The 21,111-nt window shown below is 68.3% G+C and carries 22 protein-coding genes; 6 read left to right on the plus strand and 16 right to left on the minus strand.

From position 1 onward, the window contains the following. The first annotated feature begins 43 nt into the window (after positions 1-43). Positions 44-511, plus strand: coding sequence for a YybH family protein (locus CAL25_RS10415; RefSeq protein WP_094799889.1), 468 nt, complete (start codon positions 44-46; stop codon positions 509-511). Positions 512-592: 81 nt separating this feature from the next. Here the strand turns inward: CAL25_RS10415 and CAL25_RS10420 are convergent, their stop codons facing one another. From CAL25_RS10420 to CAL25_RS10430, 3 genes are all read right to left on the minus strand, one after another. Beyond that, positions 593-1,579 carry an alpha/beta hydrolase gene (locus tag CAL25_RS10420; RefSeq protein ID WP_094799890.1) on the minus strand — a complete coding sequence of 329 codons (987 nt, stop codon included), beginning with the start codon at positions 1,577-1,579 and terminating at the stop codon, positions 593-595. 114 nt (positions 1,580-1,693) lie between these two features. Continuing rightward, positions 1,694-2,359 (minus strand): lysozyme inhibitor LprI family protein, encoded by a 666-nt coding sequence (locus tag CAL25_RS10425; protein WP_094799891.1) that lies wholly within the window; start codon positions 2,357-2,359, stop codon positions 1,694-1,696. Then, entirely contained in the window at positions 2,356-3,585 is a 1,230-nt protein-coding gene (locus tag CAL25_RS10430) for an SMI1/KNR4 family protein (protein ID WP_094799892.1), read from the minus strand. Before CAL25_RS10430 ends, CAL25_RS10425 begins: the two co-directional genes overlap by 4 nt. 123 nt (positions 3,586-3,708) lie before the next feature. Here CAL25_RS10430 and CAL25_RS10435 point away from each other — a divergent pair, with 123 nt between their 5' ends. From CAL25_RS10435 to mobB, 4 genes are all read left to right on the plus strand, one after another. After that, positions 3,709-4,911 (plus strand): putative sulfate/molybdate transporter, encoded by a 1,203-nt coding sequence (locus CAL25_RS10435; RefSeq protein ID WP_094800236.1) that lies wholly within the window; start codon positions 3,709-3,711, stop codon positions 4,909-4,911. 84 nt (positions 4,912-4,995) lie between these two features. Beyond that, on the plus strand, positions 4,996-5,589 hold the full coding sequence (gene mobA, locus CAL25_RS10440; protein ID WP_094799893.1) for a molybdenum cofactor guanylyltransferase MobA: 594 nt from the start codon (positions 4,996-4,998) through the stop codon (positions 5,587-5,589). Beyond that, positions 5,586-6,866, plus strand: coding sequence for a molybdopterin molybdotransferase MoeA (moeA, locus tag CAL25_RS10445; RefSeq protein WP_094799894.1), 1,281 nt, complete (start codon positions 5,586-5,588; stop codon positions 6,864-6,866). Before mobA ends, moeA begins: the two co-directional genes overlap by 4 nt. A gap of 12 nt (positions 6,867-6,878) precedes the next feature. After that, a complete protein-coding gene (gene mobB, locus CAL25_RS10450) occupies positions 6,879-7,403 on the plus strand; it encodes a molybdopterin-guanine dinucleotide biosynthesis protein B (protein WP_094799895.1) in 525 nt (174 codons plus the stop codon). Positions 7,404-7,544: 141 nt separating this feature from the next. Here the strand turns inward: mobB and CAL25_RS10455 are convergent, their stop codons facing one another. The 3 genes from CAL25_RS10455 to CAL25_RS10465 are packed head-to-tail and all read right to left on the minus strand — an operon-like array spanning position 7,545 to position 9,801. Then, positions 7,545-8,363: an extracellular solute-binding protein gene (locus CAL25_RS10455; protein WP_094799896.1), complete on the minus strand. Its 819-nt coding sequence runs from the start codon at positions 8,361-8,363 to the stop codon at positions 7,545-7,547. Next, a complete protein-coding gene (locus CAL25_RS10460; protein ID WP_094799897.1) occupies positions 8,360-9,061 on the minus strand; it encodes an ATP-binding cassette domain-containing protein in 702 nt (233 codons plus the stop codon). Before CAL25_RS10460 ends, CAL25_RS10455 begins: the two co-directional genes overlap by 4 nt. Continuing rightward, positions 9,058-9,801, minus strand: coding sequence for an ABC transporter permease (locus tag CAL25_RS10465; protein ID WP_094799898.1), 744 nt, complete (start codon positions 9,799-9,801; stop codon positions 9,058-9,060). The genes CAL25_RS10460 and CAL25_RS10465 overlap by 4 nt, the downstream gene beginning before the upstream one ends. A gap of 293 nt (positions 9,802-10,094) precedes the next feature. Between CAL25_RS10465 and CAL25_RS10470 the strand changes: the two genes are divergently transcribed. Further along, the gene (locus CAL25_RS10470) at positions 10,095-11,216 is read left to right on the plus strand and encodes a substrate-binding domain-containing protein (protein WP_094799899.1); all 1,122 of its coding nucleotides are present in this window, start codon (positions 10,095-10,097) and stop codon (positions 11,214-11,216) included. 87 nt (positions 11,217-11,303) lie between these two features. Here CAL25_RS10470 and CAL25_RS10475 read toward each other — a convergent pair whose 3' ends face one another. The 10 genes from CAL25_RS10475 to CAL25_RS10520 all read right to left on the minus strand — a co-directional run bounded on the left by CAL25_RS10475 (position 11,304) and on the right by CAL25_RS10520 (position 21,103). Further along, positions 11,304-11,702 (minus strand): hypothetical protein, encoded by a 399-nt coding sequence (locus CAL25_RS10475; protein WP_094799900.1) that lies wholly within the window; start codon positions 11,700-11,702, stop codon positions 11,304-11,306. A 19-nt stretch (positions 11,703-11,721) separates the two neighbouring features. Continuing rightward, on the minus strand, positions 11,722-12,882 hold the full coding sequence (locus CAL25_RS10480; RefSeq protein ID WP_094799901.1) for a formate dehydrogenase subunit gamma: 1,161 nt from the start codon (positions 12,880-12,882) through the stop codon (positions 11,722-11,724). A 13-nt stretch (positions 12,883-12,895) separates the two neighbouring features. Continuing rightward, the gene (locus CAL25_RS10485; RefSeq protein WP_094799902.1) at positions 12,896-13,120 is read right to left on the minus strand and encodes a hypothetical protein; all 225 of its coding nucleotides are present in this window, start codon (positions 13,118-13,120) and stop codon (positions 12,896-12,898) included. After that, a complete protein-coding gene (gene fdh3B / locus CAL25_RS10490; RefSeq protein WP_094799903.1) occupies positions 13,117-13,752 on the minus strand; it encodes a formate dehydrogenase FDH3 subunit beta in 636 nt (211 codons plus the stop codon). Before fdh3B ends, CAL25_RS10485 begins: the two co-directional genes overlap by 4 nt. Before the next feature lie 10 nt (positions 13,753-13,762). Then, positions 13,763-16,729 carry a formate dehydrogenase subunit alpha gene (locus tag CAL25_RS10495; protein WP_094799904.1) on the minus strand — a complete coding sequence of 989 codons (2,967 nt, stop codon included), beginning with the start codon at positions 16,727-16,729 and terminating at the stop codon, positions 13,763-13,765. A 17-nt stretch (positions 16,730-16,746) separates the two neighbouring features. Beyond that, positions 16,747-16,950 (minus strand): twin-arginine translocation signal domain-containing protein, encoded by a 204-nt coding sequence (locus CAL25_RS10500; RefSeq protein WP_094799905.1) that lies wholly within the window; start codon positions 16,948-16,950, stop codon positions 16,747-16,749. Between the two features lie 157 nt (positions 16,951-17,107). Beyond that, positions 17,108-17,737 carry a TorD/DmsD family molecular chaperone gene (locus CAL25_RS10505; RefSeq protein ID WP_094799906.1) on the minus strand — a complete coding sequence of 210 codons (630 nt, stop codon included), beginning with the start codon at positions 17,735-17,737 and terminating at the stop codon, positions 17,108-17,110. Continuing rightward, entirely contained in the window at positions 17,734-19,830 is a 2,097-nt protein-coding gene (locus tag CAL25_RS10510) for a 4Fe-4S binding protein (protein ID WP_094799907.1), read from the minus strand. Before CAL25_RS10510 ends, CAL25_RS10505 begins: the two co-directional genes overlap by 4 nt. 11 nt (positions 19,831-19,841) lie before the next feature. Further along, positions 19,842-20,519 carry a DUF3306 domain-containing protein gene (locus tag CAL25_RS10515; protein ID WP_094799908.1) on the minus strand — a complete coding sequence of 226 codons (678 nt, stop codon included), beginning with the start codon at positions 20,517-20,519 and terminating at the stop codon, positions 19,842-19,844. Then, complete coding sequence (locus CAL25_RS10520) at positions 20,516-21,103, minus strand: DUF3305 domain-containing protein (RefSeq protein WP_432759236.1); 588 nt, start codon at positions 21,101-21,103, stop codon at positions 20,516-20,518. The genes CAL25_RS10515 and CAL25_RS10520 overlap by 4 nt, the downstream gene beginning before the upstream one ends. Between the last annotated feature and the right edge of the window lie 8 nt (positions 21,104-21,111).

Here is a 21,111-nt window from a genome sequence, read left to right on the forward strand (position 1 = left end):
AATCGACGCATACCCGCGTTCAACCCCTAACGGAGATACTTCCATGACCGTAAAAGCCCTGGCCCCCGTCGACCCCGCCGATAGCGCGGCGGTGCGCGCCTGGTTCAAAGAACTGTCCGATCACGTGCAGGCCGTCGACTACGCCGCCGCCCGTCATCTGTTCGCCGAGGATTTCGTGGCGTTCGGCACCTACACCGATTTCGTGTACGGCCGCGATCACGCCGAAAAGAACCAATGGCGCAACGTCTGGTTCTCGATCGACAAGTTCCTGTGGCGCCTGGACGATGTGCAGACCTTCGTGTCGCCCGACCGCCTGTTCGCGGTGGGCGCGGCGGTGTGGGATTCGATCGGCTATCACCCGGATGGCAAGGCCTTCGACCGCCTGGGCCGCGCGACCGTGTCGTTCGCACGCGAGAAGGTCGGCGATCCCTGGGTCGCGACGCACACCCATATGTCGCTGTTCCGCGATACGCCGAGCGTGTCGCACGGCAACAAGCCCGTGGCAAGCTGAACGCAGCGAGCTGAACGCAGCGGGCAGAATGTAGACAGGGCGCCGCGGCGCCCTGTTTTTTTGCGTACCGGGCCGTGGCGTTCAGGCCAGATGCCGGCGCAGATGGGCCACGAGATCGTCGCGTGCCTCGCGCGCCTGCGCCAGGATGCGCGTCATGCCGATGAAACTGTGCGGCACGCCCGGGTAGACCTTGACCCACGGCGTGGCGCCGCTGTCTTCGAGGCGTTCGGCCAGGTCCAGCGTGTCGTCCAGCAGCGGATCGAGCTCGGCGGCCTGCAGCGCCAGCGGCGGCAGATCGTCGATGTCGGCGTACAGCGGCGCCACGCCCGGATCCTGCAGCTGGGCTTCGTCAGTGACGTACTGGCGCCAGAACCAGTCCAGCTTGTCCGTCGACAGGCCAAAGCGGCCATCGCCGAGCGCGCGCTGGGCGTGGGTGTCCGGTCGGGCCGACAACATGCCATAGATGATGGCGGCGGTGCGGATCAACGGTTGGCCGGCATCGCGCAGCCGTACCAGGGCCGCCAGGGTCAGGTTGCCACCGGCGGACTCTCCGCCCAGGGCCAGCCGGCTGGCGTCGAGGCCCAGCGTGCCGGCTTGCTCGTGCAGCCAGCGCACCGCGCCCACCACCTGGTCGAGCGCGGCCGGATAGCGCGCCTCGGGCGACAACGCATAGGACAGGCCGGCCGTCACGATACCCGCCTGCGCGGCGATCTCGCGTTTCCAGCGGTCCAGCGTGTCGAGGTCGCCGCTGGCGAAGCCGCCACCATGCAGGTGCAGATAGAGCGGCAGCCCGCCGGCGGGGGCCGTCACGCCTTCAGGGTAATAAAGACGCAGGACAGCCGGCACGGGCAGGTGATCGAGGCGGTGCTCGACCACGCGTGCGACCGGCGGCGCCGGTTCGGTCAGCCATCGTTGATAGGCGTGTGCCTGTTCGCGTACCGCGGCGATCGGCGTGGTGAGCACATTGGGCGTTCCCACGCCCGCCTGGCGCGCTTCGGCCTGCGCGGCCTGCACCTCAGGGGCGAGGGATTGAACGGGTGCCGATTCGGCGGGGGCTGCGTCGCTCATCGTGAATCCTGCTGCAAAGGGGGACACCGGACCGGTGATCCGAACCCGCCAGTATGGTGGGCCCGTTTCCCGGAGCCAAATAACTTTTGCGCATGCCGATCCAACCGGCGCCGGCTACTTCACCGGAAAGTACGTGCCGGCCAGCCGGCCGTTGTGGCCGCAATAGGGCGGACCATAGCTGTCCGGACCCGAGTTCGTTTCTTCGACCACGAGCGCCGCGCCGGCGCGCTTGAAGGTCAGGACCCAGCCTTCGTTCTCGGGGTCTTCGAACACCAGGGCATCGCCCTCGGCGCGCAGCGGCCCCTTGGTCTGGCAGAGCCAGCGCGCGTTGTGCGGTTGCGCCGACGAGGCCTCGTGTTGCCAGGTGCCGTCGGCGTTCTTCTTGATGGTCACCAAACCGGGCAGGTTGCCCCACACGCCGGCCGCATCCTTGCGTGGGCGGTGATCGAGCGCGCGAAAAAACGCCTTGCGCCAGCGCAGCTGTTCGGCGAGCTCCTCGGCGCCGGTCTCCTTGTTGAAGGGCCGCGCATAGGCCTCGTCGCGAGTCCCGATGAAGTAACGCTGGTCGGCGGTGAGCGCCTTGGCGGTCGTGTCGTCGAAGGTCTTGCGCGCCTCGCCGTACAGGCGTGCGATGTTGGCATCCGCCGTGGCCATGGCCGGATCGGCGCAGATGGCCTTCTCGACGGCGCTCTTGGCCTTGGCGCAATCGAACGAGGGCGCCGCCTGAGCGGCGAGGGCGGTCATGCACAGGGCGAACGCGGGGAGGAAGCGGAATGTCATGCCGTGAATGTCTTCAGGTTGTCGAGGCGCTCGGCCAGACCGGCTTCGCCCAGGTAGTGGCTGAGTTTACCGGTGCGCACGCGGCGCAGGCTTTCCTTGTAGTCGGCCGCCAGCGCCGTGCGCGCCTCCTCGAACGACGCGCTGATGCCCGGGCCCGCGGCCTGCGCCACCAGGCGGGCCGACTCGGGACTGCCGCAGGCCACGCACTTGGCCATGGCAAGGCCATCGGGCGTCGCGCCCCGGTCCAGCAACAGCGCGACCAGCGCGGGGTCCGGTTGTCTGTCGACGTGCGTGAGCGCGTCGGCCGGCACCGGCGCGCCGGCCTCGATCAGTGCACGCGCCGCCGCCTCCGCATGGCCCACCAGGGCCACGTCGGCGGGCGTGGCGCTGCCGCGCAACGGCGCATCGAAGCGCATGCCGAGCGCCGCGAGCTGCCGCACCAGGGCGGCGTCGTCCTGCGCGATGGCGTGCGCCAGCGCGAGCGAGGCCAGGTGGGGCTCGCGCAGCAGGGTGCCGTCGGCCAGCGGGGCACGCCAATCCAGCATGGCGCGCCTGTAGAACGCCACCAGCTTGTCCGCCAGCGCCTGCGGCAGACCGGCGGACTCGACGCGCTCGTCGAGATACTCGAGCAGGAACACCCCCGGGCTGTCGAGATTGGTTTCGGGGTCTGCTTCGAGGCTCAGCGCGGCGAACGCGCCGTCCAGGTCGCCGGCGAAGGTGACGACGGCATCCTGCTGCAGCGTGTGAGTCCAGCCCGGCAGGCCGCGCTTCCAGGCCACGACGCTGCCGTACTGCGGGCCGGGCGCGACCACGACGTAGATGCGGTCGCAGTATTCGAAGCCGCCAATCGGCAGGTAGCGCAGCTTGCCGTCCCATTCGGTGCCGCTCTCTTCGGCCGCTTCTTCGGCGCACTCCTGCTCGTGCTCGATCCAGCCCTGGAGATCGCGATAGTGCTCGCTGCCGTCGTAGAACAGCTCCGACCAGCTCAAGGCTTCTTCGTTGCCATCCATGGTGGCGCGCAGGTCGTAGGCCAGCTCGCCACCGGCGGTCTTGCGCCATAGCGCGAGGAGGGCCGGCGGCAGCGGGGCGGCGCACAGCGCTTCGATCTCGTCGATGCGGGCCTGCGACAGCGCGGGCTGCACGCCGTACAGGACGCGTCCGGCGTGGACCACGATGCCGTGTTCGCGCAGCGCATGGAGTTCGTCGGGGGTAAACGTGTCGCTCATGATGCTTCTCTGAGATATCTGACCCCGGCCGATTCTACCCGCGCGTCAGGTCAGGCCGGGTCTTCTACAATGCGCTCTCCGGGCTGCCGCCTCACCGGCGCGCCCTTGTTCCTGGACGCAACCATGGCCGATTCCGGCAACGGCGGCGCCGGCTCGCACGAGCCGCACGCCGACGATCCGACGCTCAACCGCCCGCCGCGCAATCGCTACGATCGCATGGAGTGGGCGGGCGCGTTCGGCGACCTCGGCACCCTGATCCCGTTCGTGGCCGCGTACATAGGCGTGCTCGGCATGGATCCGCTCGGGGTGCTGTTCGCCTTCGGCGTCGCCATGCTGGTCTGCGGTCTGGTGTATCGCACGCCCATCCCCGTGCAACCCATGAAGGCGATCGGCGCGGTGGCCTCGATCCAGGCCGTGCAGACGGCCGTGGTCACGCCGGGCGCGGTGCACGTGGCCGCGCTGGCCACCGGCCTGACCTGGCTGGTGCTCGGCGCCAGCGGGGCGATGCGCCACGTGGCGCGCTGGGTGCCGCCGTCCGTGGTCGCCGCCATCATGCTGGGTCTGGGCGTGGGCTTCATGTTGCAGGGCATCAAGATGATGCAGGGCGATCTGGTGCTTGCCGTGCTGGCCGGCGTGCTCACACTCAGCCTGATCGGCAACCGGCGCATGCCGGCCATGTTCGCGGTGCTGGTGTTCGGCGCGGCGGTCGGCGCCTGGCGCCAGCCCGAGCTGCTGAGCCGGCTGGCGGCGATGCCGATCGCGTTTCGTCTGCCCACGGTCGAGCTGAGCGGCCTGAGCTGGAACGAGGTCTTCGTGGGGGTGGTGCTGCTGGCGCTGCCGCAGATTCCGCTCACGCTGGGCAACGCCATCCTGGCCATCACCCAGGAAAACAACCGCCTCTTTCCGGCGCGCCCGGTGTCCGCCGGGCGCATGTCGGTGTCGACCGGCCTCATGAACCTGTTCTCGGGCGTGGCGGGCGGCGTGCCGATGTGCCATGGCGCGGGCGGCATGGCGGGCCACGTGGCCTTCGGCGCGCGCACGGGCGGCTCGGTCGTGATCCTCGGCACCATCCTGCTGGCGCTGGCGCTGTTCTTCAGCGGCGCGGTGACGACCCTGTTCGCGCTGTTTCCGCCCGCGGTGCTTGGCGTGCTGCTCTTCGTGACCGGTCTGCAACTCGCGGTGGGCACCGGCCCCTTGCCGGGCGAGCGCGCAGAGCGTGTCGTGGTGCTGGCCTGTGCCGCCGTCTGCATCTGGAACGTGGCCGCGGGGTTTCTGGTGGGGCTTGCGCTGCATCACGCGGCGCGGCGTGGCTGGCTGCGCCTCTGAGCCGCGCGGGCAGGGCGGGCGGGGTGACCCGGTATACTGCCCCCATCACCGCGCGCGCGTGCGCGCCAGCCCCAAACCGATCCGATGATAGATAAAAACCAAATCACTGGCCTGATCCTGGCAGGTGGCCGGGGCAGCCGCATGGGCAACGTCGACAAGGGCCTGCAGAATTTTCAGGGCATCCCGATGGCGATGCATGCGCTGCTCAGACTCGGCCCGCAGGTAGGCGCCATCATGATCAACGCCAACCGCAATCTGGGCGCCTACGAATCGATGGGCGTGCCGGTCTGGCCCGACGCCACCGGCGATTTCGCCGGCCCGCTGGCGGGCGTGGCGGCCGGCCTGGAGCGCTGCGAGACCGACTACCTGGTCACCGTGCCCTGCGACACGCCGCTGTTTCCGCTCGATCTGGTCGAGCGCCTGGCCGCGGCACTGGAAGAGGCCGGCGCCGAGATCGCGATGGTGGTCACGCCCGACGGCGACGGCGTGCGCACCCAGCCCGTGTTCATGCTGATGCGCGCCTCGCTGCTCGACGGCCTGCTCGTGTTCCTCCACGCCGGGCAGGGCAAGGTCGAGCGCTGGGCCGACAGCCACGCCTGCGTCCAGGTCATGTTCGACGACGTGCGCGCCTTCACGGGCGCCAACACCCTCACCGAATTGCATCAGCTCCAATCATGAGTACCACGCTTCCCCCCAGCCTCGCGGCCATCGCATCCTGTGTCAACGGCTACGATCCCGACGCGCTGCCGATCGATCAGGCGCGCGAGTTCATCGACCGCCTGGTCCCGCGCCTGCAGACCACCGAAAGCGTGCCGTTGCGCAGCGCACTGGGCCGGGTGCTGGCGCGCGATATCGTCTCGGGCATCGACGTGCCCGCGCACGACAACTCCGCGATGGATGGCTATGCCCTCTACGGCACCGACCTGCGCGCCGACGGCGACACGGTGCTGCAGGTCGTGGGCAGCGGCCTGGCGGGCGAGGCGTTCCACGGCACGGTTCAGCCGGGCCAGTGCGTGCGCATCATGACGGGCGCGGTCATGCCCGCGGGCCTGGACACCGTGATCCCCCAGGAGTTCGTGCGTCAGCAGGGCGACGACATCGCCATTCCGGCCGGCGTGCTGCGCGCCGGCGATAACCGCCGTCTGGCGGGCGAGGATCTCGCGCGGGGCGAGCCCGCGCTGTCGGCGGGCCGCGTGCTGCGTCCGGCCGACATCGGCATGCTGGCGTCGCTGGGCCAGGGCGAGGTGCCCGTGCGGCGCCGCCTGCGCGTGGCGTTCTTCTCCACCGGCAGCGAGCTGCGCTCGATCGGCGAGACGCTCGACGAAGGCTGCGTCTACGACAGCAACCGCTACACCCTCTGGTGCATGCTGCAACGCCTGGGCGTCGACGTGATCGACATGGGCGTGGTGCACGACGACGAGGCCGCGCTGCGCGAGGCCTTCGGCCGTGCCGCCGCCGACGCCGACGTGGTGATCACCTCCGGCGGCGTGAGCGTGGGCGAGGCCGATTACACCAAGAAGGTCATGGCCGACCTGGGCGATGTGCTGTTCTGGAAGATCGCGATGCGACCCGGCCGGCCCATGGCCATCGGCCGCATCGGCGAGGCGATCCTGTTCGGCCTGCCCGGCAACCCGGTGGCCGTGATGGTCACGTTCTATGCGCTGGTGCGCGACGCGCTGCTCGCCATGAGCGGTGCCACGCCGCAGGTGCTGCCGCTGCTGCGCTGCGTGTCGCCCCGGCCGATCCGCAAGAAGCCGGGCCGCACCGAGTTTCAGCGCGCCATCGTGTCGCGCGCGGACGACGGCAACTGGCATGTGTCGGTCACCGGCTCGCAGGGCTCGGGCATCCTGCGCAGCATGAGCCAGGCCAACGGCCTGCTCGTGCTCGGGCACGACAAGGGCAACATCGAGGCCGGCGAGCTGGTGGATGTGCTGCCGTTCGACGGTCTGCTGTAAGGCGGTGCGCTGATGACCCGAGTGATCGGTTTTGCCGGCTGGAGCGGCGCGGGCAAGACCCAGCTGCTGACCGCCCTGATTCCGGTGCTGAAAGCGCGTGGACAGTCCGTGTCCACCCTCAAGCACGCCCACCATACCTTCGATATCGATGTGCCCGGCAAGGATTCGTACCGCCACCGCGAGGCGGGCGCGAGCGAGGTGCTGATCGCGTCGGCGTCGCGCTGGGCATTGATGCATGAGCTCAACGGCGCGCCGGAGCCCGAGCTGCCCGAACTGCTGGCCCACATGAGTCCGGTGGATCTGGTGCTGATCGAGGGGTTCAAGCGCAATCCGCACATCAAGATCGAGGTGCATCGCGCGGCCAATGGCAAGCCCTGGCTGTATCCCGACGATCCCAGCATCGGCGCGATCGCCAGCGACGTGGCGCCGCCCGCGGGCTGTGCGCTGCCGTGGGTGGGACTGAACGATTACGCCGGCATCGCGGACCTGGTGCAGGCCCATGCGTGGCCGCTTGCGCAGGTGACGCGGCCGGCCTGACGGCGGAAGGGCTGACGGCGGGAAGACTGACGGCGGCCGCCACACCCTCAAGCCGCCGCGGAAGCGGGCGGCACGGCTGCCGCCGGACCGCCACCCGCCGGATCGACGGCCGCCGGTTCGCCGGCCGCCCGCCTCACTGCATCACTTCTGTGCGTTCGGGAAGAACAGTTGCTGGCCGTTGATCTTGTAGCTGGCGATCGTGTCCTGACCGGCCTTCGAGGTCACCCAATCCACGAACTTCTGCGCGGCGGCCGACTTCACGTGCGCGTGCTTGGCGGGATCGACCACCATCACGCCGTACTGGTTGAAGAGGCGCTTGTCGCCCTCGACCAGCACCTTCAGGTCGCCCGGATTCTTGAAGCTGAGCCACGTGCCGCGGTCGGACAGGACGTAGCCATTGGTGGACGACGCCATGTTGAGCGCCGGGCCCATGCCGCAGCCGCATTCCTTGTAGCCGGAACCCTTGTTCTCGACGCCCGCCTGCTTCCAGTAGCGCAGTTCGGCGGCGTGCGTGCCGCTCTTGTCGCCGCGCGAGATGAAGGGCGCGTTGGCCGCCGCCAGCTTGTTGAGCGCGGCCACGATGTCGTTGCCCTGCGCCTTCGCGGGGTCCTTGGCCGGTCCGATCAGCACGAAGTCGTTGTACATGACCGGGTAGCGCTTCTGCGCATAGCCCTCGGACACGAATTTCTCTTCGGCCGCCTGGTCGTGCACGAACACGACATCGGCGTCGCCGCGGCGGGCCGTGTCGAGCGCCTGGCCGGTGCCTTGCGCCACGACCTTGATGTCGATGCCGCTGTCTTTCTTGAAGGCGGGCAACAGATGCGCGAACAGGCCGGACTGCTCGGTCGAGGTGGTGGACGCCATCGTGATCGTCTCCGCACGCGCGGTCGATGCCAGGCCCAGCAGGGCGGCCAGACAGGTGAGGGCGGCGCCGCGGCGCAGGGTCTTGTGCAGAGTCATAAGATGCGTTCTCCCTTGAGGAACAGGCTGGCGGTCTCGGGTAGCGGACCGTTGAAAAAGTCGTGCACGGCGAGGTCGGCCAGGATGCGGCCGCCGTCCAGATACACGACGCGGTCGGCCAGGCGCTGGACCTGGCCGAGATTGTGGCTGGCGAAAATCATGGTGGCGCGCGGCTGGGCCTCGGCGCCGAAGTCCTGCATCAGGCGCTCGACCTCGCGCTTGGCGTGCGGATCGAGACTGGCGGTGGGCTCGTCGAGCAGCAGGGCATCGGGCGCCAGCGCCCAGGCGCGGGCGAGGGCCAGGCGCTGCTTCTGGCCGCCCGACAGGCCGCGCGCGTTGCGTCCGGCGAGCTCGGCGAGTTCGACACGCTCCAGCGCCTGGGCCGCGCGCGCACGGGTGGCACGCCAGGGCGTGCCGCGCAGCCAGAGCCCGAGCCGCACGTTGTTGAGCACCGATGTGCGCAGCATGTAGGGATGCTGGAACACCATGGCCTGGCGCGCGGCCGGCAGGCATCGCGCCACACCGGCGCTGGGGCGGGCGAGCCCGTTGAGCACGCGCAGCAGCGTGCTCTTGCCGCTGCCATTGGCGCCGACCAGCGCGATCCGCTCGCCGGCGCGGATGCTGAGGTCCACCCCGCGCAGCGCCTGCACGGCGCCGTAGCGCACCTGCGCCGCCTCGAGTTCGAACAGCACCGTCATGGCGCTTCGGGCGCCAGCGTGGCGATCCCGCGCAGACCGGCGTCGCGGCGTTCGCGCCAGCGCCGCACCTGCGCGCCCAGCACGTTGAGCAACAGCACGACGGCGAGCAGCACGATGCCGAGCGCCATCGCCATGGGCAGATCGCCCTTGCTGGTTTCCAGCGCGATGGCCGTCGTCATCACGCGCGTATAGCCATCGATGTTGCCGCCCACCACCATCACCGCACCCACCTCCGAGACGGCACGGCCGAAGGCCGCGATCACGATCGTGATCAGCGCGAAGCGCTCGTCCCAGAGCAGCAGCAGGCTGCGCGCGAACGCGCCCGCGCCGAGCGAGCGCAGTTGTTCGCCGTGGCCGCTCTCGGCATCGCCCACGGACTGGCGCACCAGCGCCGTGACGAACGGCAGCACCAGGATGGTCTGCGCCAGCACCATGGCCTTGAACGAAAACAGCCAGCCCAGAAAGCCCAGCGGGCCCGAATGCGACAGCAGCAGATACACGATCAGGCCGACCACGACGGAGGGCAGGGCGAGCGAGGTGTTCAGCAGGGTATGAACGATGGACTGCCCGCGAAAGCGCGCCACGCCCAGCCATGCGCCCGCGACCATGCCCAGGGCACAGGCGAGCGCACAGGCCGTCACGCTCACGGCGAGCGAACGGCCCACGATGGACAGCAGCAGCGGATCGAAGCTCGTGATGAGCCGCAGCGCGGTCAGAATGCTTTCGGAAAATGTATTCATAGGGGTTTGCCAGTACGCGCGAGGGTATCGCATGGCGTGGCGGGCGGCCATATGAACTAATTTGCATAGCGTGCCGTGACGGGGGGCGCTAAGCTTTACGGCAGCTGTCGGCAAGGCCCCGCCCACCGCCGGGCCGCCCCAAGGTGGGCGCGCCCCCTCGGGGGGCAGCAAGCCGAAGGCGCAGCGTGGGGGTAAACACCCTGCAGCAAGCCGAAGGCGCAGCGTGGGGGCAAACACCCTGCAGCAAGCCGAAGGCGCAGCGTGGGGGCAAACACTCTGGCATACTCGCCGCCGTGCATCGAATCGAATTGAACTATCTGCTGGGCGCCGACGACGCGCGGCCGGCCCTGATCCGTAACGCGCTGATGGACCTGCTGGTCGCGGTGCGCGAGCACGGGTCCATCTCGTCCGCGGCCAAGGCCCTGGGGATGTCGTATCGGCACGTCTGGGGCGAGCTCAAGCGCTGGGAGCAGATCCTCGGGCGCACGCTGATCGTCTGGGACAAGGGCCAGCCGGCGCGGCTCAATGAGTTCGGCGAGAAGCTGCTGTGGGCCGAGCGCCAGGCCCAGGCGCGGCTCGCGCCGCAGATCAGCGCGCTGCATGCCGAGCTCGAGCGCACCTTCGCCGTGGCCTTCGACAACGCCGCGCACGTGGTGCCGCTCTACGCCAGTCATGACGACGCGCTGGCCGCATTGCAGGAGCATGCGGTCGACCTGGCCAAGCTGCACCTCGACGTCTCGTATGTGGGCAGCCTCGACGCCATCAGCGCGCTCAATGAAGGCCGTTGCGTGATGGCGGGCTTCCATACCCGGCAGCAGCCCGTGCCGGGGTCGCGCAGCGAGCGCGCCTACAAGCCGCTGCTGCAACCCGGTCAGCACAAGATCATCGGCTTCGCCCAGCGCCAGCAGGGCCTGATCGTGCCGCGCGGCAACCCGCGCGGGCTGCGCACGCTGCAGGATCTGCTGCAGCCCGGCCTGCGCTACGTGAACCGTGGCCTCGGCACGGGTACGCGTGTGCTGTTCGACGAGTTGCTCGAAGAGGCCGGCATCGATGGCGGCGCCATCACCGGCTACACGCGCACCGAGCCCTCGCACAAGGCCGTGGCCCACGCCGTGGCGTCCGGCAGCGCCGACGCGGGCCTGGGCATCGCCTCCACGGCGGTACACGAGCGGCTGGACTTCGTGCCGCTCATTACCGAAAACTACTTCCTGGTGTGCCTCAAATCCACGCTGGAGCTGCCCGCCACGCAAGCCTTGCTCGCGCTGCTGCAGGGCGACGCCTGGCAGGAGCGGCTCGCCCGCATGCCGGGCTACACGCCCGTGCGCAGTGGTGAGGTGCTGTCCTTGAGCCGCATGCTGCCCTGGTGGGACTTTCCCGACAAAGCCGACAAGCCCGGCCGCCGGGCCGCGGGGTAACGACGGCTTCAATGAAACGAGCCCGGCACCATGGCCGGGCTCGTTTCATTGCGCCACGCGCCGGCGAACCGGCGCGGTGACACGGCCTTACTTCGTCTGCGCTTCGGGCTTCTGCTCGGACTGCGGCTGAGCCTGCGGCGTGGCGTTGTTGGGCGGCTGAGTGGCATTGCCTGCCGGCGAATGCGCGCCGCCGGTTTCGAGCGGCTTTTCCTCGGGCTTCACATAGGCGAAGGGGCCGGGGTCCGTGCAGCCGGCGGTCGGCACCGGCGGACGCGTGGTCTTGCCGTTGGCCTTGGCCTGCTCGTAATACACGGAGGCCACGCGATCCTGCGCTTCGCACAGCTGGAACGCATCGACCTTGGCGGCCCAGGCCGCCTTGGCGGAGGCTTCGTCCGCGCGGGCCTTGGCTTCGGGCGTGGGCGCGGGCAGCTTGGCAAACGCCGGCGCCGCGGCCATCACGAAAAGCATTGCGACGATCTTCTTCATGCTGACTCCTGGTTCTGCATCAGGCGCCGGCCGGCCGCGTCGGGCTGGTCTTGGCATTTTTATCGGGGGTGCGCTGGGCCGGGATCTTGCCGTCCTTGATGTCGTCGTACCAGTACTCGTGGTGCTCACGCGCCCAGGTCTCGTCGACATAGCCGGTTTTCATGGCCTTGAACGCGCCTTGCATGCCGATGGTGCCCAGGTATATATGGCCCATGATCATGCAGGTCATGAGGAGCACGGCGACGCCGTGGATCATGTGTGCGATCTGCATGTTGCCGCGGGTGTAGCTCAGGCCCGGCACGACCATGTCGAGGAACAGGCCCGAAAACACCGAGATCAGGCCCAGGAACAGCATGCCGCCCCAGAACATGATCTTCTCGCCCGCGTTGAAGCGGTGCGAGGGCACATGATCGCCGGTCAGCAGGCCGCCGCCTTTCTTGAGCCACAGCAGATCGTAGCGGCGCGGGATGTTGTCCTTGAAGAAGGTGATCAGCACGACCACGAGCGACACGGCGAAAACCGGCCCGACGAAGTTGTGCACCGTCTTCAGCACCCAGGTCATCCAGCCGAACAGGGCGCTGCCCATGATCGGCAACAGGAAGAACTTGCCGAACGCCATCACGATGCCGGACAGCGCCAGGATCACGAAGGCCGCGGCGTTGACCCAATGGGCGGCACGCTCGAAGTACGTGAAGCGCTCGATGCGCCGGCCGGTGGGCTTGTCGTGCAGCTTGATCGAACCCTTGCCGAAATAGAACAGCAGGATCGCGACGAGCGCGATCAGCAGCAGGCCGCCGCCATAAGGAATGATCCAGTGGTTGCGCACCTGACGCCAGGCTTCGCCCGCCGTGGTGTAGTCGGAACCCGGGTACTGCACGAAACGCTGGATCAGGATGCCGGCTTCGGGCGCCTGGCTCTTGGGCAGGCTGGAGTAGCCCGGCTCGCCCGAGTTGACCTGACGCCAGAACGGCGCGTTGTTGCCCGGCTGGACCTTGGCGCGCTCGGCGTTGGTCTGCTCGGTATAGCCCGGCAGCTGATTGGCGTCGGGCTTGACCTCGAAGATATTGGTGCTCTGGATGTGGCCCAGGCCGCCGCCCGGAGGCGGCGAGGCGTTCTGAGCCGCCGCGGGCGCGAGGGCCGCGGTGCTGATCACCAGTGCTGCGAAGAGTGACCGTATCATGGCGAACTCCCGGTCAATACACTTTCGTGTATTCGTTCTGGCCGCGCTGGGCGCGGGTTTTCAGCTCTTGCTGCCAACTGTTCTTGTCGCCCGGCTTCCAGCCCGAGGCCATGAAGTTGCTGCCCGTGCCGTCGTACAGCGGCTTGCCGCCGACGTCGGTGTGCTGCATCTTCTGGGGCTGCTCGGTGCAGGCCGTGAGCGCCAGGACCCCCGCGAGAAGGACGAGGCGCGCGATCATGGCTTGGCCTTCGCGTCGGTGCCCTGCTGCGGCGGCTGGCCGGCCTGCTGCGAGCCGTAGGCGGTGCCCCAGCCCCAGACTTCGGCGCCCTTGCCACGATGCAGCACGCGGGTGCGGAAGATGTCGGCCACGACGTCGCCGTCGCCGGCGAGCAGGGCCTTGGTCGAGCACATCTCGGCACAGGCGGGCAGCTTGCCTTCGGCAAGGCGGTTGCGGCCGTACTTCTCGAACTCTTCGGCGCTGCCGTGCGCTTCCGGGCCGCCGGCGCAGAACGTGCACTTGTCCATCTTGCCGCGCACGCCGAAGTTGCCCTGCGAGGGGAACTGCGGGGCGCCGAACGGACAGGCGTACGAGCAGTAGCCACAGCCGATACAGGTGTCCTTGTTGTGCAGGACCACGCCTTCATCGGTGCGGTAGAAGCAGTTCACGGGACACACGGCCATACAGGGCGCGTCGCTGCAGTGCATGCAGGCCACCGAGATGGACTTCTCGCCGGGCACGCCGTCATTGAGCGTGACCACGCGGCGGCGGTTCACGCCCCACGGCACTTCGTGTTCGTTCTTGCAGGCGGTGACGCAGCTATTGCACTCGATACACCGTTCTGCATCACAGACAAATTTCATGCGAGCCATTGCGCTCTCCTTAAGCTCTTTCGATGTTGCAGATGGTGGTCTTGGTTTCTTGCATCATGGTCACCGAGTCGTAGCCATAGGTGGTGCCGGTGTTGATGGCTTCACCACGGACGATCGGGGCCGCGCCCTCGGGGTAGTGCGAGAGCAGATCCTTGCCCTGCCAGTGACCCGAGAAGTGGAACGGCATGAAGGCGGTATCGACGCCCACGCGCTCGGTCACGAGCGCCTGCACGTTCATCCGCGCGCCGGTCGGCGTGAGCACCCAGCAGCGATCGCCGCTGCGGATGCCGCGGTCGGCGGCCGCCTTGGGGTTGATCTCGACGAACATCTCCTGCTGCAGTTCGGCCAGCCAGGGGTTCGAGCGGGTTTCCTCGCCACCGCCCTCGTACTCGACCAGACGGCCGGACGTGAGGATGATCGGGAACTTCTCGTACATCTTGTCGGCGACGTTCTTTTTCTGCAGCGAGGTGTAGACCGTGGGCAGACGCCAGAAGGTCTTGATGTCGCTCTGAGCCGGATACTTCTCGACCATGTCCGGGCGCGTGCCGTAGATCGGCTCGCGATGCTGCGGAATCGGATCCGGGAAGTTCCAGACGACGGCGCGCGCCTTGGCATTGCCGAAGGGGTGGCAGCCGTGCTCTTTCATGACGACGCGGATGATGCCGCCCGACGAATCGGTCTTCCAGTTCTTGCCTTCGGCCGCCTTCTTTTCGTCGGCGGTCAGGTCGTCCCACCAGCCCAGCTTCTTGAGCAGCACGTGGTCGAACTCGGGATAGCCGGTGGTGAGATCGGCGCCCTTGGAGTGGGAGCCGTCTTCGGCCAGCAGGCTGACGCCATTGCGCTCGACGCCGAAGTTGGCGCGGAAGTTGCCGCCGCCATCCATCACGTGCAGGCTGGTGTCGTACAGATTCGCGGTGCCCGGATGCTTGAGCGACGGGTTGCCCCAGCACGGCCACGGCAGGCCGAAGTAATCGCCGGTGAGGTCGTAGCCGGTCTCGGGATCCTTGCCGCCCTTGGCGCGCAGGGTCTTCACGTCGAATACATGCATGTTGCGCATGTGGGCCTTCAGGCGCTCGGGGCTCTGGCCCGTGTAGCCGATCGTCCAGACGCAGGCGTTGATCTCGCGCAGGATGTCTTCGATGGAGGGCTCTTCCATGCCGCCCTTGGCCTTCTCCATCTTGTAGTTCTTGACCAGCTCTTTGCCGAAGCCCAGCTTCTCGGCCATCTGGTACATGATCATGTGATCGGTACGGCTTTCCCAGAGCGGCTCGATCACCTGCTCGCGCCATTGCAGCGAGCGGTTCGAGGCCGTACAGGAGCCACGCGTTTCGAACTGCGTGGCGGCCGGCAGCAGGTACACCGCACGGTTGGGGTTCAGCTCTTCGGGCTTGCCCGGCATGGCCGCCATCGCCGCGGTGGCCGACGGGTAGGGGTCCACCACGACCAGCAGGTCGAGCTTGTCCATGGCGCGCTTCATCTCCAGACCACGGGTCTGGGAGTTGGGCGCGTGACCCCAATAGAACACCGCGCGCAGGTTGGTTTCCTGGTCGATGAGGTCGGGGTTTTCGAGGACGCCGTCGATCCAGCGCGACACCGTGATGCCCGGCTTGGTCATCATGGCGGGGGAGGCGTAGCGGCTCTTGATCCAGTCGTAGTCGACGCCCCAGGCGCGCGCGAAGTGGCGCCACGAGCCTTCGGCCAGGCCGTAGTAGCCGGGCAGCGAGTCGGGGTTGGGACCGACGTCGGTCGCGCCCTGGACGTTGTCGTGGCCACGGAAGATGTTGGTGCCGCCGCCCGAACGCCCGACATTGCCGAGCGCGAGCTGCAGAATACAGGAGGCACGCACGATGGCGTTGCCGATCGTGTGCTGGGTCTGGCCCATGCACCACACGATCGTGCCGGGGCGGTTTTCGTTGAGCGTCTTGGCCACATTGAAGACGGTGGCTTCGTCGACGCCACAGGCCTCTTCGACCTTCTCGGGCGTCCACTTGGCCAGCACTTCGGCCTTGACGTCGTCCATGCCGTAGACGCGGGCCTGCAGGTAGGCCTGGTCTTCCCAGCCGTTTTTGAAGATGTGATACAGCACGCCGAACAGGAACGGAATGTCGGTACCCGAACGGATGCGCACGTACTTGTCGGCCTTGGCGGCGGTGCGCGTGAAGCGCGGGTCGACCACGATCACCTTGCAGCCGGTTTCCTTGGCGTGCAGCAGGTGCAGCATCGACACCGGGTGGGCCTCGGCCGCATTCGAACCGATATACAGCGCCACCTTGGCGTTCTGCATGTCGTTGTACGAATTGGTCATGGCGCCGTAGCCCCACGTGTTGGCCACGCCGGCCACCGTCGTGGAGTGACAGATGCGCGCCTGGTGGTCGCAGTTGTTGCTGCCCCAGTAGCTCACGAACTTGCGCATCAGATACGCCTGTTCGTTGTTGTGCTTGGACGAACCGATGAAGTACACGGAGTCGGGACCGCTTTCCTTGCGCAGGGCGATCATGCGATCGGTGATTTCCTGCAGGGCGGTGTCCCAGCTGATGCGCTGGTACTTGCCGTTGACCAGCTTCATCGGATAGCGCAGGCGGTGCTCGCCGTGGCCGTGTTCGCGCAGCGCCGCGCCCTTGGCGCAGTGGGCGCCGAGGTTGATCGGCGAATCGAACACGGGCTCCTGGCGCACCCAGACGCCGTTCTCGACGACGGCGTCGACGGCACAGCCCACCGAACAGTGACTACAGACCGTGCGGCGCACGGTGAGCTTGGTATTGCCCACCGCGACCTTGCCGTCGGCGGCCTCGGCGCGCTTGACGAGCGCGAGCTGGGTGGCGGCGAGACCGGCGCCCACGCCCAGGCCGGAGCGGCGCAGGAACGTGCGCCGGTCCATCGTGGGCAGGGCCTGGGACATGCCGCGGCGCAGGCTGCGGATGAAATGCGAATCGGCGGCGCTGTCGGCGGCGCCACCGGTTTTTTTGGTGAGCAGCATAGGTCTCGCTCCGCGAATTAAACGAGAGTGGTCTTGTAGTAGCGCTTGACGTGCTCGCTCACGCGATAGCCGCCACCACGCTCGGGAGCGGGCTGCGCTTGCGGCGCGGCGGGCGCGGTCTGCACGCCCGGCAGGACGACGGCACCCACGGCGGCGGCGCCGACGGCGGCCGAACCGGCAAAGAATTTGCGGCGTGTACGGTCGATGGGGTGATCGGACATGGTCGTCTCCTGGGCAGCTAGGTATGAAAAACTTTGCATAATGTACCTCGCGGCAGAAGAGTGCGGCAACCGTCCCTATTCTCGGAAGCAAGTTGCAGCGCAGCAATCCGCGCGGTTTGTAAATGAAAAAAGTGTGCTTTTTCCGGTGCTTACGGTGTCAGCCGAGCATGTCGAAGCCCTGGGCCTCGACGGTGACGAAGGCTTGCGTGAAGGCGGCAACCGCGCCGTAAAAGCGCGCCGCCGGGTGGGCGATGATCACGTCGGCCATGTCGCCCGTCCAGGGCTGCAGGTGGGCCGCGAAGAAGCTGCGCTGTTGCGTCAGGTTGGCCACCGCCGCGTCGTCGCCCGCGATCAGATAGCGCATCACCTCGCACAGATAGGCGATGTGATCCTCGGTTTCGGGCATGGCCGGATCGCGGGCCAGGCCCAGCGCGGCCAGGTCGTCGCGCAGGCCCACCAGCGGCTTCTCGTTGAGAAAGCCGGTGAGGTAGTGCGAGCCGAACAGATAGATCTCGGGCTTGCCCACGCCGCCGAACAGCGCCTCGTACTCAGTGGCGATGGCCGCGTCGGTGCCGGCCTTGGCCTGTTCGACCAGGGCCTGCCACGGCGCCTCCAGAAAGCCGCCCGCCATCGGCGCTTCGGGCGCGGCCGCGCGCACGGCGGCCAGCAGCTCGGGCGAGGGCGGGGCGTAATACAGCTGGGCCAGCAGCCCGTAGATTTCGGCGCGCGCGACTTCTTCGTCGAAGCCGGCGGGAGAGAGGTCGGCGAGGGAAACGGAAGCGCTCATAGTTGGGTGATCTTGGTTTCGTTCTCGGACGAGTACATATCGATGACGCGGCAATCGCCGCACATCTTCAGGCGCTCGAGAGCGGCGCCCTGGAACATGGCGTGGCCGGCCAGCCGGCCCACCATGGCGTCGATGGCCTTGGCGGTGCCGAAGGGCTTGCTGCAGCGCACACAATGGAATGGCTGAGTCTCATTCACGACCACCGCCTCCTTGCGCTGCGGCGTGAGCAACAGGCGCGGCACCAGCTCGATCGCCGACTCCGGACAGGTGGTGGTGCACAGGCCGCACTGAACGCAGTTCTTCTCGAGGAAGCGCAACTGCGGCGACTGCGGATTGTCGAGCAGCGCGCCCGAGGGGCAGGCGCTGACGCAACTCATGCAGAGCGTACAGGTGTCGCGGTTGACGCGCACGCCGCCCAGCGGCGAACCCTGGCCGGGCACCCCCGCGGGCAGCGCGATCGCCTCCGGCAAGCCGGCCGGCGCCTGCGCGATCAGGTGTTCGAGCGCGAGCTCCAGCGTGCTGCGCTTCTCGGGCGCGAGGGCGTGGCGCGCGGCGGTACGAGGCGCCTGCGGCACCTCGGCCACGAGCGCGAGCAATTGCGCGTCGAGGCTCGCGGTGTCGGTCGCCCGGCGCAGGTGCAGATGCCGGCCCGCATAGCCCAGGCCGTTGAGCAGGGTCTGTGCGATGTCGAGCTGGGCGTCGAGCCCGGCCAGATATTGCGGCGCCTCTTCGTCGGTGGTCAGCACCACGACCTGCGTGGCGCCGTAAGCCACGGCGGAGAGCCACAGATCCGGGCCCAGGCTGGCCGTATGCCAGAGCGGCACCGGAATGACGTTGGCCGGCACGCCGTGCGCGCGCTTGAGCTGGGCCTGGCGGCCGAGGTCTTCGATCAAGGCCTGGCCGTGCTCCTGGCTGTGCAGCAGCAGGACCGCGTCGCGGCCGCCTGCCTTGGCGTAGGTCGAGAGCAGCGTGCGCAGGCGCGCGCCCTGGTCGGGGTTGCGCGGATAGCTGTAGGTGAGCGCGCCGGTCGGGCACACGGTCGTACAGGCGCCACAGCCCACGCACAGATTCGGATTGACCTTGATCTGCTGGCCGCGCACGTCGCTCGAAATGGCCTGGGCCGAACAGATCTCGACACAGGCGTTGCAGCCCACGGTGGCGTTGCGGCTGTGGGCGCAGAGCTTCTGCTTGTAGTCGAAGAACTTGGGCTTCTCGAACTCGCCGACCATGTCGCGCAGGCGCATCAGCACGCCGGGATTGACGCCGTCCCAGCGGAAATAGCCCTGCGGCGGCGCGTGCTGCGTGAAGAGCGGCTGGGTGCCGAGATCCAGAATCAGGTCGAAGGTTTCGGCGAAGCTTTCGGGCGAGCGGCTGAAATCGATGGCGCCCGCCACGGTACAGGACGCCGCGCAGTCGCGGTGATTGCCGCACTTGGCGCGGTCGAGCTGGTAGTCCAGCCCGATCGCGCCTTCGGTACAGGCGGTGATACAGGCGTTGCAGCGGGTGCACAGATCCAGGTCGATGGGGTTGTCCTGCGTCCACTGCACCTCGAAGGCGCCGAGCCAGCCGGTGGTGCCGGTGAGGCGGCCCGCGAGCGTGGGAAAGCGCCGGTTCTGCGCGCCGCCATGCTGTCCCGGGCCTTGCGAGAACAGGGTGACGTTGAGCACGTCGTCCAGCAGCGCACCCGCCTGTTCGGCGCGGTCGAGCGGACCGACGATGAGCAGGCGGCCCGCGCTCTTGTAGCTGACCACGGCCACCGGATCGGGCTCGGGCAGATGCGCGGCGGCCAGCAGCGCGGCGAGCTTGGGCATGGCCTGGTCGGCATCGCGGCTCCAACCACCGGTCTCGCGAATGTTCACGAACTTGACCGGGGCGACGGCGCCCTCGGTCGCGGCGCCCAGCTCGCCGAACAGGCGCTTTTCCTGGGTACAGGCGACGACGACGTCGCTATCGCCGCGCACGGCCTGCTGGAAGGCGCCCGCTTCGCGGCGGCACAGGGTGGAATGGCGCGTGAGCGTTTCGCCCAATGCCTCGCCCAGCGCCTCGGGCGCGAGCGGCATCGTGCGATTGCAGTCGCAGATCAGTGTCGTCATGGTACGGCTCGTCAGTGCTTGTGTTTCCGGGCTGCGGCCTCGGCCACGGCCGGATCGCAGTCTTGCGGATCTGTGCCCGCTGGGGTGTGGCGTTCGTCGGCGGCCGCGACGGGCGTGCCGATCGCGGCCTGATGCATCGCGTCGTCGGGCGCGGCCAGGCTCTCGCCGGCGGGCGCCACCGGGTCGGCGGCGGGTTCGTTCAGTACGGCGCCGGCGGCGCAACGCGCTTCGTCTTCGAAGAATCCGAACACCTTCGACACCGCCATTTTACGCAGCATGGATTCGGGCAGCGGGGCCTGCTGCGAATAGTCGTCGATGTAGATGTCCAGGCCGTCCATCACGTTGTAGTGCGGATCGGTGAACAGCTTCTTCAGCGCGGCGTTTTTCACTTCCGGGCTGACTTCGCGCGCCACGAACGCGCTGTAGTCGGAATCGGCCGTGAGCGCGCGCACATCGTCGAGCGTGGGCAGCGCGGGCGCGGCGGTATCGCCGGCGGGCGCACGCACCGCGTCGGGCGCAGCCGGCGCCGAGACCTTGTCGGCAGGCGCCGGGGCGGTCTGCGCGGTGTCGGCGTCGGGCGGCACATCGGCCGCGGCCGGATCGTCGGCGGGGCGCGCCGGCTCCTGGCGCGCCTCGATCTTGCGGCGCGACCAGCGCTGCAGGAAACCGGAGGGCGGCGTATCGCTCATGACTGCCCCTGGCCGCCGCCGAACTTCTTGATCGTGCTCACCGAAGCCGGATTGCCGAAACGATCCTGCAGCGATTGGAAGCTGGCGGGACGGCGCCGGCGCTTGGGCTCCGGCACATAGTGCTGGGCGATGAATGCGCGCAGCCAGGCCACGATGGGCTCGGGCGCGGGGATCTGTTCCACGGTTTCCTGCGCGTCGAGCCAGCGGCCGGCGTCGTGGTAGCTCAGCGTGACGATCTCGGGCCGCGCGAGCGGCTCGTCGGCGATGGCGGCTTCTTCTTCCATGCGCCACAGCACGAACCAGCACGGCGCGGGCGCATCGGCGTTCAGCAGATAGCCCTCGGCGTCGTCCTTGAACAGCCGCACCGTGTAGCCGGGGTGCAGCCAGCGCTGCTGGTTGTCATCGTGATAGAGCAGGCGCGGCTGCGTGCCGAAGCCGCCTTCGTCGACCACCACGTCTTCCAGCACCCAGCGCCACTCCTGCCAGCGCGCCATCGCGCCGGTGATGCGCTCCTTGCGCATCAGCACGGCGACGTCCAGCGTGATGGGCACGTCGGGCAGAGGGGGGGCGGCGGGCGTGTCCATGGCCGGCT

Source organism: Bordetella genomosp. 5, from assembly GCF_002261315.1.
Taxonomy (GTDB): domain Bacteria; phylum Pseudomonadota; class Gammaproteobacteria; order Burkholderiales; family Burkholderiaceae_B; genus Bordetella.

What these genes read in the sequence shown, in the direction of transcription:
- CAL25_RS10435 (WP_094800236.1), top strand. Translation starts at nt 3,709, where the DNA reads ATGGCCGATTCCGGCAACGGCGGCGCCGGCTCGCACGAGCCGCACGCC.
- CAL25_RS10460 (WP_094799897.1), bottom strand. Translation starts at nt 9,061, where the DNA reads ATGACGGTGCTGTTCGAACTCGAGGCGGCGCAGGTGCGCTACGGCGCC.
- mobA (WP_094799893.1), top strand. Translation starts at nt 4,996, where the DNA reads ATGATAGATAAAAACCAAATCACTGGCCTGATCCTGGCAGGTGGCCGG.
- CAL25_RS10515 (WP_094799908.1), bottom strand. Translation starts at nt 20,519, where the DNA reads ATGAGCGATACGCCGCCCTCCGGTTTCCTGCAGCGCTGGTCGCGCCGC.
- CAL25_RS10485 (WP_094799902.1), bottom strand. Translation starts at nt 13,120, where the DNA reads ATGATCGCGCGCCTCGTCCTTCTCGCGGGGGTCCTGGCGCTCACGGCC.
- mobB (WP_094799895.1), top strand. Translation starts at nt 6,879, where the DNA reads ATGACCCGAGTGATCGGTTTTGCCGGCTGGAGCGGCGCGGGCAAGACC.
- CAL25_RS10465 (WP_094799898.1), bottom strand. Translation starts at nt 9,801, where the DNA reads ATGAATACATTTTCCGAAAGCATTCTGACCGCGCTGCGGCTCATCACG.
- CAL25_RS10520 (WP_432759236.1), bottom strand. Translation starts at nt 21,103, where the DNA reads ATGGACACGCCCGCCGCCCCCCCTCTGCCCGACGTGCCCATCACGCTG.
- fdh3B (WP_094799903.1), bottom strand. Translation starts at nt 13,752, where the DNA reads ATGGCTCGCATGAAATTTGTCTGTGATGCAGAACGGTGTATCGAGTGC.
- CAL25_RS10500 (WP_094799905.1), bottom strand. Translation starts at nt 16,950, where the DNA reads ATGTCCGATCACCCCATCGACCGTACACGCCGCAAATTCTTTGCCGGT.
- CAL25_RS10510 (WP_094799907.1), bottom strand. Translation starts at nt 19,830, where the DNA reads ATGACGACACTGATCTGCGACTGCAATCGCACGATGCCGCTCGCGCCC.
- CAL25_RS10415 (WP_094799889.1), top strand. Translation starts at nt 44, where the DNA reads ATGACCGTAAAAGCCCTGGCCCCCGTCGACCCCGCCGATAGCGCGGCG.
- CAL25_RS10505 (WP_094799906.1), bottom strand. Translation starts at nt 17,737, where the DNA reads ATGAGCGCTTCCGTTTCCCTCGCCGACCTCTCTCCCGCCGGCTTCGAC.
- CAL25_RS10475 (WP_094799900.1), bottom strand. Translation starts at nt 11,702, where the DNA reads ATGAAGAAGATCGTCGCAATGCTTTTCGTGATGGCCGCGGCGCCGGCG.
- CAL25_RS10480 (WP_094799901.1), bottom strand. Translation starts at nt 12,882, where the DNA reads ATGATACGGTCACTCTTCGCAGCACTGGTGATCAGCACCGCGGCCCTC.
- CAL25_RS10455 (WP_094799896.1), bottom strand. Translation starts at nt 8,363, where the DNA reads ATGACTCTGCACAAGACCCTGCGCCGCGGCGCCGCCCTCACCTGTCTG.
- CAL25_RS10430 (WP_094799892.1), bottom strand. Translation starts at nt 3,585, where the DNA reads ATGAGCGACACGTTTACCCCCGACGAACTCCATGCGCTGCGCGAACAC.
- CAL25_RS10425 (WP_094799891.1), bottom strand. Translation starts at nt 2,359, where the DNA reads ATGACATTCCGCTTCCTCCCCGCGTTCGCCCTGTGCATGACCGCCCTC.
- CAL25_RS10495 (WP_094799904.1), bottom strand. Translation starts at nt 16,729, where the DNA reads ATGCTGCTCACCAAAAAAACCGGTGGCGCCGCCGACAGCGCCGCCGAT.
- CAL25_RS10420 (WP_094799890.1), bottom strand. Translation starts at nt 1,579, where the DNA reads ATGAGCGACGCAGCCCCCGCCGAATCGGCACCCGTTCAATCCCTCGCC.
- moeA (WP_094799894.1), top strand. Translation starts at nt 5,586, where the DNA reads ATGAGTACCACGCTTCCCCCCAGCCTCGCGGCCATCGCATCCTGTGTC.